The sequence below is a fragment of the Chelatococcus albus genome, assembly GCF_030067675.1.
GTDB lineage: Bacteria > Pseudomonadota > Alphaproteobacteria > Rhizobiales > Beijerinckiaceae > Chelatococcus_A > Chelatococcus_A albus.
Window position 1 is genome coordinate 756,586 of the sequence record NZ_JASJEV010000001.1, and the last position, 16,307, is coordinate 772,892.

Here is a 16,307-nt window from a genome sequence, read left to right on the forward strand (position 1 = left end):
TGTTCATCCTCAAACCGACACCGGCACCCTCACTCGGCTGCCTCCGCGGGCGGCAGCTCTTCCGCCGCCTTCTTCGTCGAGACGAGCTCGACGTTGAGGCCGAGCGACCGCATCTCCTTGACGAGAACGTTGAAGCTCTCCGGGATGCCCGCCTCGAAGGTGTCGTCGCCGCGCACGATGGCCTCGTAGACCTTGGTGCGGCCCGCCACGTCGTCCGACTTCACGGTCAGCATTTCCTGCAGCGTGTAGGCGGCACCGTAGGCCTCGAGGGCCCACACCTCCATTTCGCCGAAGCGCTGTCCGCCGAACTGCGCCTTGCCGCCCAGCGGCTGCTGGGTGACGAGCGAGTACGGGCCGATCGAACGGGCGTGGATCTTGTCGTCGACCAGGTGGTGCAGCTTCAGCATGTAGATGTAGCCGACCGTGACCTTCCGGTCGAAGGGCTCGCCCGTGCGTCCGTCATAGAGCGTCGACTGGCCCGACTCGTCGAGGCCCGCCTGCCGCAGCATGGTCTCGATGTCGGATTCCTTGGCGCCGTCGAAGACCGGGGTGGCGATCGGCACACCGCGGCGCAGGTTCTGGCCGAGTTCGACGAGATCCTCGTCCGCCATGCCCTCGACCAGCTTGTCGTCGCCGTAGACCGACGTCAGCGTCGACCGGAGCCCCGCCGCGTCCTTCGACTTCATGTAGGCGTCGACCGCCCGGCCCACCTGCCTGCCGAGACCGGCGCAGGCCCAGCCGAGATGCGTCTCGAGAATCTGGCCGACGTTCATGCGGCTCGGCACGCCGAGCGGATTGAGCACGATGTCGGCATGCGTGCCGTCCTCCAGGAACGGCATGTCCTCGATCGGCACGATGCGCGACACGACACCCTTGTTGCCGTGCCGGCCGGCCATCTTGTCGCCCGGCTGGATCTTGCGCTTCACCGCGACGAAGATCTTGACCATCTTCATCACGCCGGGCGGCAGCTCGTCGCCGCGCTGCAGCTTCTCGACCTTGTCGAGGAAGCGCTGCTCCAGACGCTTCTTCGACTCGTCATACTGCTTGCGCATGGCCTCGAGCTCGCCCATCAGGGCGTCGTCGGCCACGGCGAAGGTCCACCACTGCGAGCGCGGATACTCGGCGAGCACCTCGCGGGTGAGCTGGGTGTCCTTCTTGAAGCCCTTCGGGCCGGCGACCGCCACCTGGCCCGACAGCGCCTCGGCGAGGCGGGCGTAGACGTTGCGGTCGAGGATCGCCTGCTCGTCGTCGCGGTCCTTGGCGAGACGCTCGATCTCCTCGCGCTCGATCGCCTGGGCGCGCTCGTCCTTGTCGACGCCATGGCGGTTGAACACGCGCACCTCGACGACCGTGCCCGTCACGCCCGGGGGCACGCGCAGGCTGGTGTCACGCACGTCGGAGGCCTTCTCGCCGAAGATGGCGCGGAGCAGCTTCTCCTCCGGCGTCATCGGGCTTTCGCCCTTCGGCGTGATCTTGCCGACGAGGATGTCGCCGGCGTGGACCTCGGCGCCGATATAGACGATGCCGGCCTCGTCGAGGTTCTTCAGCGCCTCTTCCGACACGTTCGGAATGTCGCGCGTGATCTCCTCCGGCCCGAGCTTGGTGTCGCGGGCCATCACCTCGAACTCTTCGATGTGGATCGAGGTGAAGACGTCGTCCTTCACGATCCGCTCGGAGAGCAGGATGGAGTCCTCGAAGTTGTAGCCGTTCCACGGCATGAAGGCGACGAGGACGTTGCGGCCGAGCGCAAGCTCGCCGAACTCCGTCGACGGGCCGTCGGCGATGATGTCGCCCTTGCGCACCATGTCGCCCACCTTCACCAGCGGCCGCTGGTTGATGCAGGTGGACTGGTTGGAGCGCTGGAACTTCATCAGCCGGTAGATGTCGACGCCCGACTTTGACGGATCGAGGTCCTGCGTCGCGCGGATGACGATACGGGTCGCGTCCACCTGGTCGACGATGCCGGTCCGCCGCGCCGCGATGGCGGCGCCGGAGTCACGCGCGACGACCGCCTCCATGCCCGTGCCGACGAAGGGTGCGTCCGCCTTCACGAGCGGCACGGCCTGGCGCTGCATGTTCGAGCCCATGAGGGCGCGGTTGGCGTCGTCGTTCTCGAGGAACGGGATGAGCGCCGCCGCGACCGAGACGAGCTGCTTCGGCGACACGTCCATGCAGTCGACGCGATCCGGCGAGACGACCACGTTCTCGCCCGCCTTGCGGCAGACGACCAGCTCGTCCGTCAGGCGGCCGTCGGCGTCCAGAGCCGCATTGGCCTGGGCGACATAATACTTCGCCTCCTCCATGGCCGAGAGGTAGACGACCTCGTTCGTCACGCGGCCGTCCTTGACCTTGCGGTAGGGCGCCTCGATGAAGCCGTACTTGTTGACGCGGGCGAAGGTCGCGAGCGAGTTGATGAGGCCGATGTTCGGACCTTCCGGCGTCTCGATCGGGCAGATGCGGCCATAGTGCGTCGGGTGCACGTCGCGCACCTCGAAGCCCGCCCGCTCGCGGGTCAGGCCGCCCGGGCCGAGCGCCGAGAGACGGCGCTTGTGCGTGACCTCGGAGAGCGGGTTCGTCTGGTCCATGAACTGCGACAGCTGCGAGGAGCCGAAGAACTCGCGCACCGCGGCGGCCGCGGGCTTCGCGTTGATCAGGTCCTGCGGCATGACCGTGTCGATATCGACCGACGACATGCGCTCCTTGATGGCGCGCTCCATGCGCAGGAGGCCGAGGCGATACTGGTTCTCCATGAGCTCGCCGACCGAGCGCACGCGGCGATTGCCGAGATGGTCGATGTCGTCCACCTCGCCGCGGCCGTCGCGCAGGTCCACGAGCGCCTTGACCACGGCAAGGATGTCCTCGCGGCGCAGCGTGCGCACCGTGTCCTCGGCGTCGAGGTCCAGGCGCATGTTCATCTTGACACGGCCGACGGCCGAGAGGTCGTAGCGCTCCGGATCGAAGAACAGCGACTGGAACATCGCCTCCGCCGTCTCCAGCGTCGGCGGCTCGCCGGGGCGCATCACGCGATAGATGTCGAACAGCGCCTCCTCGCGCGAGGAGTTCTTGTCGACGGCAAGCGTGTTGCGGATGTAGGGACCGACATTGACGTGGTCGATGTCGAGCACCGGAATCTCGCCGAAGCCGGCATCGGCCAGCGTCTTGAGGAGCTTGTCGCCGATCTCGTCGCCCGCCTCGGCGAAGATCTCGCCCGTGTTCACGTCGACGAGGTCTTCGGCCACGTACTGGCCGAACAGATCCTCGTCGGTGGCGCGCAGGTCCTTGAGGCCCTTCTCGGCGAGCTGACGAGCAGTGCGCGCCGTCAGCTTCTTGCCGGCCTCGAGCACCACCTCGCCCGAATCCGCGTCGATGAGGTCGACCGACGCCTTGAAGCCCTTCATGCGGTTGGCGTCGAAGGGAACGCGCCAGCCGTCCTTGTCCTTCTTGTAGTGGATGCGGCCGTAGAAGGTGTCGAGGATCTCCTCGCCGTCGAGCCCGAGCGCATAAAGGAGCGACGTCACCGGAATCTTGCGGCGACGGTCGATGCGGGCATAGACGATGTCCTTGGCGTCGAACTCGATGTCGAGCCAGGAACCGCGATAGGGAATGATGCGGGCTGCGAACAGCAGCTTGCCGGAGGAGTGGGTCTTGCCCTTGTCGTGGTCGAAGAACACGCCGGGCGAGCGGTGCATCTGCGAGACGATGACGCGCTCGGTGCCGTTGACGATGAAGGTACCGTTGTCCGTCATGAGCGGCATGTCGCCCATGTAGACATCCTGCTCCTTGATGTCCTTCACGGAGCGGGCGCCGGTATCCTCGTCCACATCGAAGACGATGAGGCGCAGCGTCACCTTCAGCGGAGCGGCGAAGGTCATGCCCCGCTGGCGGCACTCATCGACGTCGTACTTCGGCGGCTCGAAGGTATACTTGACGAACTCGAGCAGGGCCGCATTCGAGAAGTCGGAAATCGGGAATACGGACTTGAAGACGGCCTGCAGACCTTCCTCGGGCCGCCCGCCCTTCGGCTCGTCGACCATCAGGAACTGGTCGTAGGACGCCTTCTGAACCTCGATGAGGTTCGGCATCTCGGCCACTTCCCGGATCTTGCCGAAGAACTTGCGGACACGCTTCCGGCCGGTGATCGTCTGGGCCATGTCGGTTCTCGCTCCTCACGCACGGCTGACCCGGCGGCCCTTCCGGGCGGGACGGCCTCGCAAGGCCGCCGGGTCAGCCGTTCGGCGTCACGCCCGAAGGCGCCGCCGAAGGACAATGTCCGCAACCCGCGCAGGGCTGCGGGACGGACCCGGAAGAGCCGCCGCCGAGAGCAGGCTTTCCGGGACGACACGACGGCCCCGGAGCAAAGGCCCCGGGACCGCCAGAACTCGTGACGCGGGATCGCACGCGCGATCCCGATCGATCACTTGAGCTCGACCTTGGCGCCGACCTTCTCGAGGGTCGCCTTGATCTTCTCGGCCTCGTCCTTGGCCGCGCCTTCCTTCAGGGTCTTCGGCGCGCCCTCGACGAGGTCCTTGGCCTCCTTCAGGCCCAGGCCCGTGATGGCACGGACTTCCTTGATGACCTCGATCTTCTTGTCGCCAGCCGAAGCGAGGACGACCGTGAACTCGGTCTTCTCCTCGACAGCCGCGGCAGCGCCGGCGGCCGCGCCCGGGGCGGCAGCAACCGCGACGGCGGCAGCGGCGGACACACCCCACTTCTCCTCGAGCATCTTCGAAAGCTCGGCGGCCTCGAGGACCGTGAGGGCCGACAGCTCGTCGACGAGTTTCGCAAGATCAGCCATGATTTCTCTTCCTGGATCGGTTCGATTGAGTTCGGATATCGAACGGCCTTACGCCGCTTCGTCTCGCTTGGCATAGGCCCCGAAGACGCGCGCGAGCTTGCCGGCCGGCGCGTTGACGAGCTGAGCGATCTTCGTCGCCGGCGCCTGGATGAGGCCGACGAGCTTGCCGCGCAGTTCGTCCAGGGACGGGAGCGAGGCCAGAGCCTTCACGCCGTCCGGGTTCAGGGCGGTCCGGCCCATCGCTCCGCCGAGGATAACGAGCTTGTCGTTGGCCTTGGCGAAATCGACGGCGACCTTGGGCGCCGCAACCGGGTCGCTGGAATAGGCCAGCAACGTCGGCCCCTTGAGGAGGGGCGCGATGGATGCGACGTCCGTGCCTTCGAGAGCGATCTTGGCGAGGCGGTTCTTCGCGACCTTCACGGTGGCGCCCACCTGCTTCATCTCCTTGCGGAGCTTCTGCATGTCGGCGACGGTGAGGCCGGCATAGTGGGCCACGACGACAACGCCGGTGCTCTGAAACACCTCGTTGAGCGTCGAGACGAGCTCACTTTTTGCCGCTCTGTCCACTGGGCTCTCTCCGGTTGGCGGGTCGGAAATCCTTCCCGCCGGCTGCACTTGCCGCCCGGACCGATCGAGGCGCTGGGCCGCGACCAGTCGAGCGACGTTCGCTAGCCCTGTCCCCCGGAGACGTGGGACGCGCCCACACCCCAGGCAAAAGGTTCGAACCGATCCCGCGCCGCAATCCGCGACCCGAAACCAGCCTTACCCGTCTATGCAGGCTTCTCACCGAAATTATGCCCGAAGAGGCGAGCCCCTTCCGGCACCTGCAGTCTCGGACAGGACGCATGGCCGGTTCGGGCCAGAGGTCTCCCTCCGGTCCGCCGGCCATGTTCCATCCCTCGGGATGGAATCTCTTTCGTCGAGATTCGGACGATGCTCCGATTCCCAACAGATTTTTGAGACACGAACAGGTCCCTTATACCCTGCGGCGCCATCTGCCAAGTGGAAAAGCGCGCGGGGCCTCATCCTGCTGCCCCATCCGCCGCGCCCGAACCCCGACCGGGCAATCGCCGCCGGGCAGAAGCAAACGACCGCCGGTCGGGCCGGCGGTCGTCGCAGGATCGTTATCGGCCGCGGCGATCAGGCGCCGAGCACCGACGAGGGATCGACCTTCACACCAGGCCCCATCGTCGAGGAGATGGCGACGCGCTGGATGTAGGTCCCCTTGGCGCCCGAGGGCTTGGCCTTGGCGACGGCATCCGCGAAGGCCTTGATGTTCTGCACGAGCTTGTCGGCGTCGAACGAAGCCTTGCCGATGCCGGCGTGCACGATGCCCGCCTTCTCGACGCGGAACTCCACCGCGCCGCCCTTGGCGGCCTTGACGGCGCCGGCGACGTCCATGCTCACCGTGCCGACCTTGGGGTTCGGCATCAGGCCGCGCGGGCCGAGCACCTTACCGAGACGACCGACGAGCGGCATCATGTCCGGAGTTGCGATGCAGCGGTCGAAGTCGATCGTGCCGCCGTTGACGGTCTCGAACAGGTCCTCAGCGCCCACCACGTCGGCACCGGCGGCCTTCGCCTCGTCAGCCTTGGCGCCGCGCGCAAAGACCGCCACGCGCACCGAGCGGCCAGAGCCGTTCGGCAGGTTGCAGACGCCGCGAACCATCTGGTCCGCGTGGCGCGGATCGACGCCGAGGTTCATCGCCACCTCGATCGTCTCGTCGAACTTCGCCTTGGCGCGCTCCTTGACGAGCTTCACCGCCTCGTCGATCGAGTAGAGCTTCTCGCGGTCGATACCCTCGCGGGCCGAGGCGATGCGCTTTCCGAGCTTAGCCATGTTCGCCCTCCTCAGCCCACGACCTCAAGGCCCATCGAACGGGCCGAGCCTTCGATCATCGACATGGCCGACTCGATGCTGTCGCAGTTCAGATCGGCCATCTTCTTGGTGGCAATCTCCTGAACCTGCGCCTTCGTCACCTTGCCGGCGAAGCCGCCGCGGCCCGGGGTCTTCGACGCGCTCGTGATGTTGGCCGCCTTCTTGAGGAAGTACGACACCGGCGGCTGCTTCATCTCGAAGGTGAAGGAGCGATCCTGATACACGGTGATGATCACCGGGATCGGCATGCCCTTCTCCATCTGCCCGGTCTTCGCGTTGAAGGCCTTGCAGAATTCCATGATGTTCAGGCCGCGCTGACCGAGCGCCGGACCGATCGGCGGGGACGGGTTGGCCGCGCCGGCCGGGACCTGAAGCTTCACGTAACCCGTGATCTTCTTCGCCATGATGGCTGCTCCCAAAGATCGCGGCCGCTCGGGCGCCTAACCCCGAGGACCGCAGGTTGCAGATCGCGGTGCGGCGCGTTGCTCCGGCTGGCGAACCGGCGAGCCTCCCGCGGTGGTTCCCCTTGCGGGGATTGCGCCGCGCCCTCGCAAGAGCGCGCGCGCATTCCTGAGCCGGACCGGGCGCATGGCACCCGACCGCGGCGCAAAAGGTCAGATCTTCTCGACCTGCCCGTATTCCAGCTCGACCGGCGTGGCGCGGCCGAAGATCGAGACCGCCACCTTGAGCCGGGCGCGCGACTCGTCGACTTCTTCGACGATGCCGCTGAACGAGGCGAAGGGCCCGTCGGACACACGCACCTGCTCGCCGATCTCGAAATGCATCGAGGGCTTCGGGCGTTCGACACCCTCGGCCACCTGCCCCTTGATGCGCTCGGCCTCGCGGTCCGGGATCGGCAGGGGCTTCGACTTGTCGGCACCGAGGAAGCCGGTGACCTTCGGGGTGTTCTTGATGAGGTGATAGATCTCGTCCGTCAGGTCGCACTTCACGAGCACGTAGCCGGGGAAGAACTTGCGCTCCGTGTCGACCTTGCGGCCGCGGCGCACCTCGACGACCTTCTCGGTCGGCACCAGGATCTCCTCGAACTTGTCCTCGAGGCCGCGCTGCGCGGCCTGGTCGCGCAGTGACTGCGCCACCTTGTTCTCGAAGTTCGAGTAGGCGTGGACGATATACCAGCGCTTCGCCATGAAAAGCCTCTCCTCAGCGCCCGATGCCGAGAACCACGCTCACGCCGAAGCGCAGCAGCTGGTCGGCGAGGAGGAAGAACAAGCTCGCCATGATGACCATGACGAACACCATGGCCGTCGTGACCATGGTCTCCTTGCGGGTAGGCCAGGTGACCTTCGCAGCCTCGTTGCGGACCTGCTGGATGAAATCGGCAGGATTCGTCTTCGCCATCATTCCCACGTTCGCGCCGGGCGCGATACGCTCCTTCGCCGCTTGGGGGCGCATGGCGCCCCCCGAATCGCACGCGGCGCGAGCCGTCATGGCTGTCGCGCCGCCTTAGCTTCGTCCGCTTATCTGGACCTTTCGCGGTGAAAGCGCAAATCGGTCCTTCTGTCCCGCTGGCAGGAGTGGAGGGACTCGAACCCCCAACCCCCGGTTTTGGAGACCGGTGCTCTAACCAGTTGAGCTACACTCCTAGCGGGACTGGCGGAGGCCCGAGGCCCCAGGCGCCCGACCTTGCTCCCGACGCCGGAGAACCGTGGTCGGGGGCGGCCGGAAGCGGCGTCACCGCCGCTCCCTATACATCATGGAGCCGGGATGTCGAGAGGCGACATCCCCTTATCCATTGCCTGATCGAACAACGATCGAGGCGCCTTACTCGATGATGGATGCGACGACGCCGGCGCCGACGGTGCGGCCGCCCTCGCGGATGGCGAAGCGCAGCTTCTCCTCCATGGCGATCGGCACGATCAGGTGCACTTCCATCGTCACGTTGTCGCCCGGCATCACCATCTCGGTGCCCTCGGGCAGGTGCACGACGCCCGTCACGTCCGTCGTCCGGAAGTAGAACTGCGGACGGTAGTTCGTGAAGAACGGCGTGTGGCGGCCGCCCTCCTCCTTCGTCAGGATGTAGGCCTCGGCCTTGAACTTCGTGTGCGGCTTCACCGACCCGGGCTTGCACAGCACCTGCCCGCGCTCCACATCCTCGCGCTTCGTGCCGCGCAGCAGCGCGCCGATGTTGTCGCCCGCCTGACCCTGGTCAAGCAGCTTGCGGAACATCTCGACGCCCGTCACCGTCGTCTTCTGCGTCGCACGCAGACCGACGATCTCCACTTCCTCGCCGACCTTGATCACGCCACGCTCGACGCGACCCGTCACCACCGTGCCGCGCCCCGAGATCGAGAACACGTCCTCGACCGGCATCAGGAACGGCTGGTCAACAGGGCGCTCCGGCTGCGGGATGTAGGCGTCCACCGCCTCCATCAGCTTCAGCACCGCGTCGTGCCCGATCTCCGGGTTGCGGTCCTCCAGCGCGCACAGCGCAGAGCCCTTCACGATCGGGATGTCGTCGCCGGGGAACTCGTACTTCGACAGAAGCTCCCGAACCTCAAGCTCCACAAGGTCCAGAAGCTCAGGATCGTCGACCATGTCCACCTTGTTCATGAACACGACAAGCGCCGGAACGCCCACCTGCCGCGCAAGCAGGATGTGCTCCCGCGTCTGCGGCATCGGCCCGTCCGCAGCCGACACCACCAAGATCGCCCCGTCCATCTGCGCCGCGCCCGTGATCATGTTCTTCACGTAGTCCGCGTGCCCGGGGCAGTCCACGTGCGCATAGTGCCGGTTCGCCGTCTCGTACTCCACATGCGCCGTCGAGATCGTGATGCCGCGCGCCTTCTCCTCAGGCGCCTTGTCGATCTGGTCATACGCCGTGAACGACGCACCACCCTTCTCGGCCAGAACCTTCGTGATCGCAGCCGTCAGAGACGTCTTGCCATGGTCAACGTGGCCAATCGTCCCGATGTTGCAGTGCGGCTTCGTCCGCTCAAACTTTTCCTTCGCCATCGATCGCGATCCCTGGCATCGATATGGGTGGTAAGGGAAAGCGGCCGGAAGCCGGCCGCTTGAAAACCGTGGGACCCTCTAGGAGGTTTCCCTTCGTTCTTCAAGAGCGGAGTTCCGCCCGTCCCGGCGAAATCCGCGCTTTGAAGAGCCGCCCCTTCCCGGAGAATGCCCCGCAGGATGCGGCGACATCACCGCCGCAGCGGCGGCGGGCGAACCGTCACGCGCCTCGCTCGATCGGAAGGAAGCTGGAGCGGGTGAAGGGAATCGAACCCTCGTCATCAGCTTGGAAGGCTGTTGCTCTACCATTGAGCTACACCCGCGCCCGCGGCAGTCCTTCGAGATGGTGGAGGGGGTTGGATTCGAACCAACGTAGGCGTAGCCAACGGATTTACAGTCCGTCCCCTTTAACCACTCGGGCACCCCTCCGTCACGCTCTCGGAAGATCTGCCGGGCGGCGAGCAAAGCCATGAAACCGAGCTTCGGACCGCTCGGCGCTCACGGCATTGGCAGCGCGGGCTTCTTATGGTGAGGGCGAGATGTGGTGTCAACCGAAAACCCGTCTGGCATCACAGGAACCGTCGTGCGACACGTTCGGCGTCGCGACAGGGGACGAAACGATGGTGCGAGACGACGGCCGCCCGGGCCACGGCAGGGACGGGAAGTTCGGCGGCAGAGGCGGCGCGAAGCGGCAGAAGCCCTTCGGCACACCGGCGCAGGCCGGCGAGGCGTGGCGGCGCGGGCGCCCCGCGGCGCCGGAGGCGCTCGACGTCGCGATTCTCTACGGCTGGCACCCGGTCTACGAAGCGCTCGCCAACGGCCGGCGCCACCCCCGGCGGCTGTTCGCGACCGAGAACGCCCTGCGCCGGCTGACGGACGCCCTTGGGACCCTGCCGATCGAAGCCGAGATCGTGAGACCCGACGAGATCGGCCGGCGGCTCGGTCCCGACGCCGTGCACCAGGGCCTCCTCCTCGAAGCCGATCCCCTGCCCTCGCCGACGCTCGAGACCCTGCCGCCGGACGCCCTCGTCCTGGTGCTTGACCAGATCACCGATCCGCACAACGTCGGGGCGATCACCCGCACGGCGGCCGCCTTCGGCGTGGACGCGATCGTGACGACGGCGCGACACAGCCCGGCCGCGACGGGGGTCATGGCGAAGTCTGCCTCCGGCGGCCTGGAGCACGTGCCTTTCGTCATCGTGCGCAATCTGGCCGAAGCCCTTCTCGCCCTGGGCGAACGCGGCTTCCAGAAGATCGGCCTTGATTCGGAGGGCCCGGCGCCGCTCGATGCCATTCCCCTGCGCCGCCCCCTGGCGCTGGTGCTGGGCGCGGAGGGCAAGGGCCTGCGGCAACTGACCCGCGAGCGGTGCGACAACCTCGCCCGGCTCGACATGCCGGGCGCGATCAAGAGCCTGAACGTCTCGAACGCCGCGGCGGTTTCGCTCTATGCGGTGACGATGCGCCTCGGCGCCCGGCCGCCGGCCTGAGCGCGGCGAGGCGTCTCGCTCACCGCACGCGGACGGTGACGATACGCAGCAGCGTCGGATCCGGCTCGCCTCCCTGCGGCGGCCTCCGCGCCTCGATGCTTCTGGGCGCCTCCGATGCGCGCCCCACGGCCTTGCCCACGCCTTCGATGACATAGAGCATCGGCGCGGCGACGGGCGCCGCCCGGATGCCGGCCGCGGAGGGCAGCGATGGCGGCTCGCTCGGAACGGGCGCGGGTTCCCGCGCGATCTCGACCGTGCTCACGAAGGGCCCACTGTCCCACCACCACGGCGCTCCGCGGAACAGGCGCCGCGGCAGATGTACGACGGGCCCTTGCCATCGCGCCGGGGTGACGGCGAGAAGCCCTCCCCGATTCGCGCCCGGCCCGCTCGCATGGCCTCCGCTCATCACGGGGATGCCGACGCCCTGCGCCGCCGCCGGGGGCGCCGACACGAGGTCCAGGCCGGCGACGGCGACGATGGCGGCGGCAAGGCCGGTCCCGGCCCAAGCAAGACTGCCCGTGCGCATGATGTTTCTCCGTCCCGTTCCGCTGCGCCTCCGCAAAGCCGAGTGTAGATCGCGCCGTCCCCGACGACGAGGCAAATCGCAGGTATCGCGGCGATGAAACGCTGCGCGAGAGACGTGCTTCGACTTTCGACTACAAGACGAATTGTCGAGCGACACGAAACCGAGGCTGACTTACTGTTCAGCCATTCCCTCACCCGTCTCCCGCGGGAGGAGGGTCCCGGTCCCGGAGAGGACCGGCACCAACAGAGCACGCAAGCCGCGCCGCCGCAGATGCGTTCGAGGCCCTTGATCGGGCCGGAGCGCGCCGGGCGGGGAAACGAAGCGACGGCCGTGCATCCCGGGCGACAACGACCCGGAGGGAACGGAAACAGGAAACGCCCAAGGAGAGCTCGCCATGAGCATGGCTACCGCGACACGGACGGACGTCGCTGTCCGTCCGATGAGCGCCGAGGAGAGGAAGGTCATTCTTGCCTCCTCGCTCGGCACCGTCTTCGAGTGGTACGACTTCTATCTGTACGGTTCGCTCGCCGTGATGATCGGAGCGCAGTTCTTCAGCGCCTTCGATGCCAGCACGCGCAACATCTTCGCCCTGCTCGCCTTCGCCGCGGGCTTCCTGGTGCGTCCTTTCGGGGCGCTGGTCTTCGGTCGGCTCGGAGATCTCGTCGGCCGCAAATACACCTTCCTCATCACCATCCTGATCATGGGCGTGTCGACCTTCGCGGTCGGCCTCCTGCCGAGCTATGCCTCCATCGGCTGGATCGCTCCCGTGGTGCTCATCGCGCTGCGCATGCTGCAGGGCCTCGCGCTCGGCGGCGAATACGGCGGTGCCGCGGTCTATGTCGCCGAACACGCGCCCGTCGGACGCCGCGGCTTCTACACGAGCTGGATTCAGACCACCGCGACGCTCGGCCTCCTGCTGTCTCTAGTCGTCATCCTGACGATCCGCATCTATCTGGGCGAACAGTCCTTCGCGCAGTGGGGCTGGCGCATTCCCTTCCTGCTCTCGGTCTTCCTGCTCGCCATCTCGGTCTGGATCCGGCTGCAGATGCAGGAATCGCCGGCCTTCCGCAAGATGAAGGAAGAGGGTGCTCAGTCGAAGGCGCCGCTCACCGAAGCCTTCGGCCAGTGGAAGAATCTCAAGGTCGTGATCTTCGCCCTGCTCGGCCTCGTCGCCGGCCAGGCCGTGGTCTGGTACACGGGCCAGTTCTACGCCCTGTTCTTCCTGCAGGCGATCCTCAAGGTCGACCTGTTCACGGCCAACGTCCTCATCGCCTGGTCGCTCATCCTCGGCACCGGCGGGTTCATCGTCTTCGGCTCGCTCTCCGATCGCATCGGGCGCAAGCCGGTGATCCTGGCGGGCTGCCTCATCGCGGCGCTGACCTACTTCCCGCTCTTCAACCAGATGACGAAGATCGCCAATCCCGGTCTGGCGGCAGCGCTCGAGACGGTGAAGGTGCAGGTCTCGGCCGATCCCGCCACCTGCGGCTCGGTGTTCGATCCGGTCGGCATCCGCAGCTTCACGGCGCCCTGCGACACGAGCCGTGTTGCACTCGCCCGCGCGGCCATCAAGTACGAGCTTGTCTCCGCTCCCGCCGGCGCGCCGACGAAGGTGACGGTGAACGGCAAGGAAGTGGCCGTCGACAAGGACTTCGCCAAGACCATCGTCGCAGCGGCGCAGGAGGCGGGCTACCCGAAGGCGGGCGACGCCAATATCGTCAAGCTCAACGGCTTCTTCGAGGCTCTCGCGAGCAGCAAGGCCCTCGCACTCATCGCCATCCTGACGCTGCTCGTGATCTACGTCACGATGGTGTACGGCCCGATCGCAGCGGCTCTGGTCGAGTTCTTCCCGACCCGCATCCGCTACACGGCCATGTCGCTGCCCTACCACATCGGCAACGGCTGGTTCGGCGGCTTCCTGCCCCCGACGGCCTTCGCCATGGTGGCCTCGACGGGCGACATCTACTACGGCCTGTGGTACCCGATCGTGATCGCCCTCGGCACCTTCGTCATCGGCCTGCTCTTCGTGCCCGAAACGAAGGACCGCGACATCTACGACTACAAGGGCGCGTGACGAACAGCGTCCCGGTCGCTCCCCGACCCTCGAAAGCCCCGCCCCGGCGGGGCTTTCTGCATTCGGCCCGCGGCCGGCGGTGCTGCGCTCGCCCGCCGCCTCCTCAGTACCGGCACACGGTCACCCGCCGCACGCGCCAGCCGAGATCGTCGACCCAGACGCGGCGCGGCGCGCGGTAGCAGTAGCGCCCGTGGTAACGCGCCTGCGAGGCGATGATCGCCCCGACGGAGCCGATGATGCCGGCCGCGATGGCGCCGCCGTCGTAGTACGGATAGTCGTAGTAATAATATGGCTTTCCGTAATAATACGGCCTGTAACCGTAACTGTAATAGTACGGCCTGTAACCGTAGCTATAATAATATGGCCTGTATCCGTAATAAGTCCTCCATCCGTACCAATGGCGATGGGGATACCAGCCGCCGAAATACCCGCCTCCATAGTAGCCGTGGCGCCCATGAAAGGCTTGGGCTGGTTCCGATGCCGCAAGGAGCGTTCCGGTCACCGTGGCGAGCGCCAGGGCGATGGTCAGAACCTTTCCGTTTAGAGCGAAGCGTTTCATAGCGCTTCCCTCCCTGCCGTAGCGTCATTGCCATTATAACGCAGCTGGAGGGCGGGAGTTGCAACGCATCACCGGAAGGCTCGCGCGCAATCGTCACACCTGCCGGGATGGCGGCGTCCCGCCGGCATGGCCGACGTCAGCGGCGCACGATGGAGGGATGCGGCGGCCAGAACGACGAAAGCCCCGCCGAAGCGGGGCTTTCCCGGATATTCGGGATCAATGGATCTCGCCGGTCGGCGATCAGTCGCAGACGGTCACGCGGCGCGTACGCCAGCCCCAGCCATCCACCCAGACACGGCGATACTTGGTGAAGCACGCCGGAACGTCGTCGTCGTAGTAGTAGGCGGGGCCGTAGCCGTAGTAGGCCGGACGCGGGCCGTAGTCATAATAATACCCCGGCGCCGGATAGGCGTATGCCGGACGCGCGGCACCGGCAGCAAGAGCGCCGAGTGCCAGGCCACCGATCACGCCCGCGGCCACCGCGCCACCGCTGTACCGGTTGCGCGCCTCGGCTTCCGTCGAGGCGACGGAGAGCGTGCCGGCGACCGTGAGAACGGCAAGCGCCGTGGCAACCGTCTTCTTCGACAGGTTGGAGGTGAACATGGTTTGCCTCCTCGTCCAATTCCTTGCCCGTGGTTGGTGCCGCGCACGCCCCTCGAGCCTTCGACTCCTGATTAGCGTCCCCAGCCTGAACGCCGGATGAACCCTGTTCCCCGACGTCCCACGGGGGGGGGGGCGAGCAGCATCCTCATCGCGAGTTGCGGCAAGAATACGCTCCGACGCACCCGCCCGTCGGTTTCTCATGGGGATAACGCACCAGGAACCCTGTCGTTCCCTCCAGGCCGCCGGCGCCGACAGCCTCTCAGTTGCAGAGCGTCACGTTACGCACGACCCACCCCCGTCCCTCGAGGAATACCTTCTGGCGCATGCGCAGGCAGGAGGAAGCGTCCGGAGCCCTGGTGGTCGCCTGGACGGACTGCTGTTCGGGAACAGTCCCCGAAGGCGCCGACAGGTCCTTGTCCGCGATCACCACGTCCCGCTTGCCGATGTGACTGGAGGCGGCCTGCGCGCCGACGCCTGCAGGCATGGCGATCGCGGCGAGCCTGGCCGCACAGACGAGGGCTCTGATGGTTATCGGCGTCATCGCTCGTCACCTCCCCGGAACGGCACATGCGGCCGCTTACCGGAGCACCATGGTCCCGGTCGTGGTGTCCCGATGTGCGCCGCCGCACGCGGCCCGTCATCCCCCGAAAGGGGGGAGGTGACGGGTCAGGCCGGCGCTCGCGCCGGCAACGAGCGAGGTGCCAGATGACGGGTGGGCGGAGAGCTCCGGGCGACCGGCGGGAGGAGCCGGATCACCGGCAGGCCCGGCCGGGCTCCGGTCCAACCGGCGCCACGGCGGACAAGGGCAGCCTGCGGGCTGGGGCCCCTGACCTCATGCCCGCATCGGGGCGGCGAACAATAATCCTGGCTCGATCGCAGAAAGGTTGGTTCGCGCGCAATGGAAGGATGACGCGACCGCTCAGCCATGCATGACCGATTCTAGGCCTTCTTCAGGAATTCGGTCTTCAGAACCAATCCCTTGACCTTCTCGGCGTTGCATTCGATTTCGCCTTCCGCGTCGGTGAGGCGGATATTCTTGATAAGCGTGCCGCGCTTCAGCGTGACGGATGTGCCCTTCACCTTCAGGTCCTTGATGAGCGTGACCGAGTCACCGTCCTTCAGGGGGTTGCCGTTGCAGTCCCTCACATTCGTCATCCCATTTCCCCTCTTCGTCCAAGGTCTGGTCTGCCGGCCGCAGGATTTGGCGCATCACCCGGCATCGGGAATGGCGAGCTGTCTCACAGCAGTGTGGCGGGGCGTGCCCGTGACGCCTCCTCCCGGAAACCGCACCGCAAACGAGAAGCCCACCAGGTCGGCGGATTGAAGTCGACCTGGCGGGCTTGAGCGGTCCGAGACATGGGTGACAGGACGTACCGGACACATGGGTGACACTTCCCCCAGGCGCGCCTGGGGGAAGT

15 protein-coding genes and 3 tRNA genes are annotated in these 16,307 nt (G+C 66.6%); 2 read left to right on the forward strand and 16 right to left on the reverse strand.

Translation table 11 applies throughout. The features are described 5' to 3' along the window. Positions 1-29 precede the first annotated feature (29 nt). From rpoB to QNA08_RS03560, 11 genes are all read right to left on the reverse strand, one after another. Entirely contained in the window at positions 30-4,151 is a 4,122-nt protein-coding gene (rpoB, locus tag QNA08_RS03510) for a DNA-directed RNA polymerase subunit beta (RefSeq protein ID WP_283739268.1), read from the reverse strand. Positions 4,152-4,414: 263 nt separating this feature from the next. Beyond that, a complete protein-coding gene (gene rplL, locus QNA08_RS03515; RefSeq protein ID WP_283739269.1) occupies positions 4,415-4,795 on the reverse strand; it encodes a 50S ribosomal protein L7/L12 in 381 nt (126 codons plus the stop codon). Positions 4,796-4,843: 48 nt separating this feature from the next. After that, on the reverse strand, positions 4,844-5,362 hold the full coding sequence (rplJ, locus tag QNA08_RS03520) for a 50S ribosomal protein L10 (protein ID WP_283739270.1): 519 nt from the start codon (positions 5,360-5,362) through the stop codon (positions 4,844-4,846). A 573-nt stretch (positions 5,363-5,935) separates the two neighbouring features. Continuing rightward, the gene (gene rplA, locus QNA08_RS03525) at positions 5,936-6,634 is read right to left on the reverse strand and encodes a 50S ribosomal protein L1 (RefSeq protein ID WP_283739271.1); all 699 of its coding nucleotides are present in this window, start codon (positions 6,632-6,634) and stop codon (positions 5,936-5,938) included. Positions 6,635-6,645: 11 nt separating this feature from the next. After that, on the reverse strand, positions 6,646-7,077 hold the full coding sequence (gene rplK, locus QNA08_RS03530) for a 50S ribosomal protein L11 (RefSeq protein WP_283739272.1): 432 nt from the start codon (positions 7,075-7,077) through the stop codon (positions 6,646-6,648). A 210-nt stretch (positions 7,078-7,287) separates the two neighbouring features. After that, complete coding sequence (nusG, locus tag QNA08_RS03535) at positions 7,288-7,821, reverse strand: transcription termination/antitermination protein NusG (RefSeq protein WP_283739273.1); 534 nt, start codon at positions 7,819-7,821, stop codon at positions 7,288-7,290. Positions 7,822-7,834: 13 nt separating this feature from the next. Further along, positions 7,835-8,032, reverse strand: coding sequence for a preprotein translocase subunit SecE (secE, locus tag QNA08_RS03540; RefSeq protein ID WP_283739326.1), 198 nt, complete (start codon positions 8,030-8,032; stop codon positions 7,835-7,837). Positions 8,033-8,200: 168 nt separating this feature from the next. Further along, positions 8,201-8,277, reverse strand: a tRNA-Trp gene (locus QNA08_RS03545). 178 nt (positions 8,278-8,455) lie between these two features. Beyond that, positions 8,456-9,646 carry an elongation factor Tu gene (tuf, locus tag QNA08_RS03550; protein WP_283739263.1) on the reverse strand — a complete coding sequence of 397 codons (1,191 nt, stop codon included), beginning with the start codon at positions 9,644-9,646 and terminating at the stop codon, positions 8,456-8,458. 246 nt (positions 9,647-9,892) lie between these two features. Then, positions 9,893-9,966 (reverse strand) — tRNA-Gly (locus tag QNA08_RS03555). Positions 9,967-9,987: 21 nt separating this feature from the next. Next, a tRNA-Tyr gene (locus QNA08_RS03560) sits at positions 9,988-10,072 on the reverse strand. 191 nt (positions 10,073-10,263) lie between these two features. Between QNA08_RS03560 and QNA08_RS03565 the strand changes: the two genes are divergently transcribed. Further along, positions 10,264-11,130 carry a TrmH family RNA methyltransferase gene (locus tag QNA08_RS03565; protein ID WP_283739274.1) on the forward strand — a complete coding sequence of 289 codons (867 nt, stop codon included), beginning with the start codon at positions 10,264-10,266 and terminating at the stop codon, positions 11,128-11,130. A gap of 19 nt (positions 11,131-11,149) precedes the next feature. Here the strand turns inward: QNA08_RS03565 and QNA08_RS03570 are convergent, their stop codons facing one another. Further along, positions 11,150-11,656, reverse strand: coding sequence for a hypothetical protein (locus QNA08_RS03570; RefSeq protein ID WP_283739275.1), 507 nt, complete (start codon positions 11,654-11,656; stop codon positions 11,150-11,152). Positions 11,657-12,050: 394 nt separating this feature from the next. On the opposite strand from QNA08_RS03570, the gene QNA08_RS03575 reads away from it, so the two are divergent. Continuing rightward, the gene (locus QNA08_RS03575; RefSeq protein ID WP_283739276.1) at positions 12,051-13,727 is read left to right on the forward strand and encodes an MFS transporter; all 1,677 of its coding nucleotides are present in this window, start codon (positions 12,051-12,053) and stop codon (positions 13,725-13,727) included. Between the two features lie 103 nt (positions 13,728-13,830). On the opposite strand, the gene QNA08_RS03580 is transcribed toward QNA08_RS03575, so the two are convergent. The 4 genes from QNA08_RS03580 to QNA08_RS03595 all read right to left on the reverse strand — a co-directional run bounded on the left by QNA08_RS03580 (position 13,831) and on the right by QNA08_RS03595 (position 16,044). After that, a complete protein-coding gene (locus QNA08_RS03580) occupies positions 13,831-14,286 on the reverse strand; it encodes a hypothetical protein (protein WP_283739277.1) in 456 nt (151 codons plus the stop codon). A 240-nt stretch (positions 14,287-14,526) separates the two neighbouring features. After that, positions 14,527-14,889, reverse strand: a complete 363-nt coding sequence (locus QNA08_RS03585) for a hypothetical protein (protein WP_283739278.1) — start codon at positions 14,887-14,889, stop codon at positions 14,527-14,529. Between the two features lie 259 nt (positions 14,890-15,148). Continuing rightward, on the reverse strand, positions 15,149-15,430 hold the full coding sequence (locus tag QNA08_RS03590) for a hypothetical protein (protein WP_283739279.1): 282 nt from the start codon (positions 15,428-15,430) through the stop codon (positions 15,149-15,151). A gap of 398 nt (positions 15,431-15,828) precedes the next feature. Next, positions 15,829-16,044 (reverse strand): alkylphosphonate utilization protein, encoded by a 216-nt coding sequence (locus QNA08_RS03595; protein WP_283739280.1) that lies wholly within the window; start codon positions 16,042-16,044, stop codon positions 15,829-15,831. Positions 16,045-16,307 lie beyond the last annotated feature (263 nt).

What these genes read in the sequence shown, in the direction of transcription:
- QNA08_RS03595 (WP_283739280.1), bottom strand. Translation starts at nt 16,044, where the DNA reads ATGACGAATGTGAGGGACTGCAACGGCAACCCCCTGAAGGACGGTGAC.
- rpoB (WP_283739268.1), bottom strand. Translation starts at nt 4,151, where the DNA reads ATGGCCCAGACGATCACCGGCCGGAAGCGTGTCCGCAAGTTCTTCGGC.
- QNA08_RS03575 (WP_283739276.1), top strand. Translation starts at nt 12,051, where the DNA reads ATGAGCATGGCTACCGCGACACGGACGGACGTCGCTGTCCGTCCGATG.
- tuf (WP_283739263.1), bottom strand. Translation starts at nt 9,646, where the DNA reads ATGGCGAAGGAAAAGTTTGAGCGGACGAAGCCGCACTGCAACATCGGG.
- rplA (WP_283739271.1), bottom strand. Translation starts at nt 6,634, where the DNA reads ATGGCTAAGCTCGGAAAGCGCATCGCCTCGGCCCGCGAGGGTATCGAC.
- rplL (WP_283739269.1), bottom strand. Translation starts at nt 4,795, where the DNA reads ATGGCTGATCTTGCGAAACTCGTCGACGAGCTGTCGGCCCTCACGGTC.
- nusG (WP_283739273.1), bottom strand. Translation starts at nt 7,821, where the DNA reads ATGGCGAAGCGCTGGTATATCGTCCACGCCTACTCGAACTTCGAGAAC.
- secE (WP_283739326.1), bottom strand. Translation starts at nt 8,032, where the DNA reads ATGGCGAAGACGAATCCTGCCGATTTCATCCAGCAGGTCCGCAACGAG.
- QNA08_RS03580 (WP_283739277.1), bottom strand. Translation starts at nt 14,286, where the DNA reads ATGAAACGCTTCGCTCTAAACGGAAAGGTTCTGACCATCGCCCTGGCG.
- QNA08_RS03565 (WP_283739274.1), top strand. Translation starts at nt 10,264, where the DNA reads ATGGTGCGAGACGACGGCCGCCCGGGCCACGGCAGGGACGGGAAGTTC.
- QNA08_RS03585 (WP_283739278.1), bottom strand. Translation starts at nt 14,889, where the DNA reads ATGTTCACCTCCAACCTGTCGAAGAAGACGGTTGCCACGGCGCTTGCC.
- QNA08_RS03570 (WP_283739275.1), bottom strand. Translation starts at nt 11,656, where the DNA reads ATGCGCACGGGCAGTCTTGCTTGGGCCGGGACCGGCCTTGCCGCCGCC.
- QNA08_RS03590 (WP_283739279.1), bottom strand. Translation starts at nt 15,430, where the DNA reads ATGACGCCGATAACCATCAGAGCCCTCGTCTGTGCGGCCAGGCTCGCC.
- rplK (WP_283739272.1), bottom strand. Translation starts at nt 7,077, where the DNA reads ATGGCGAAGAAGATCACGGGTTACGTGAAGCTTCAGGTCCCGGCCGGC.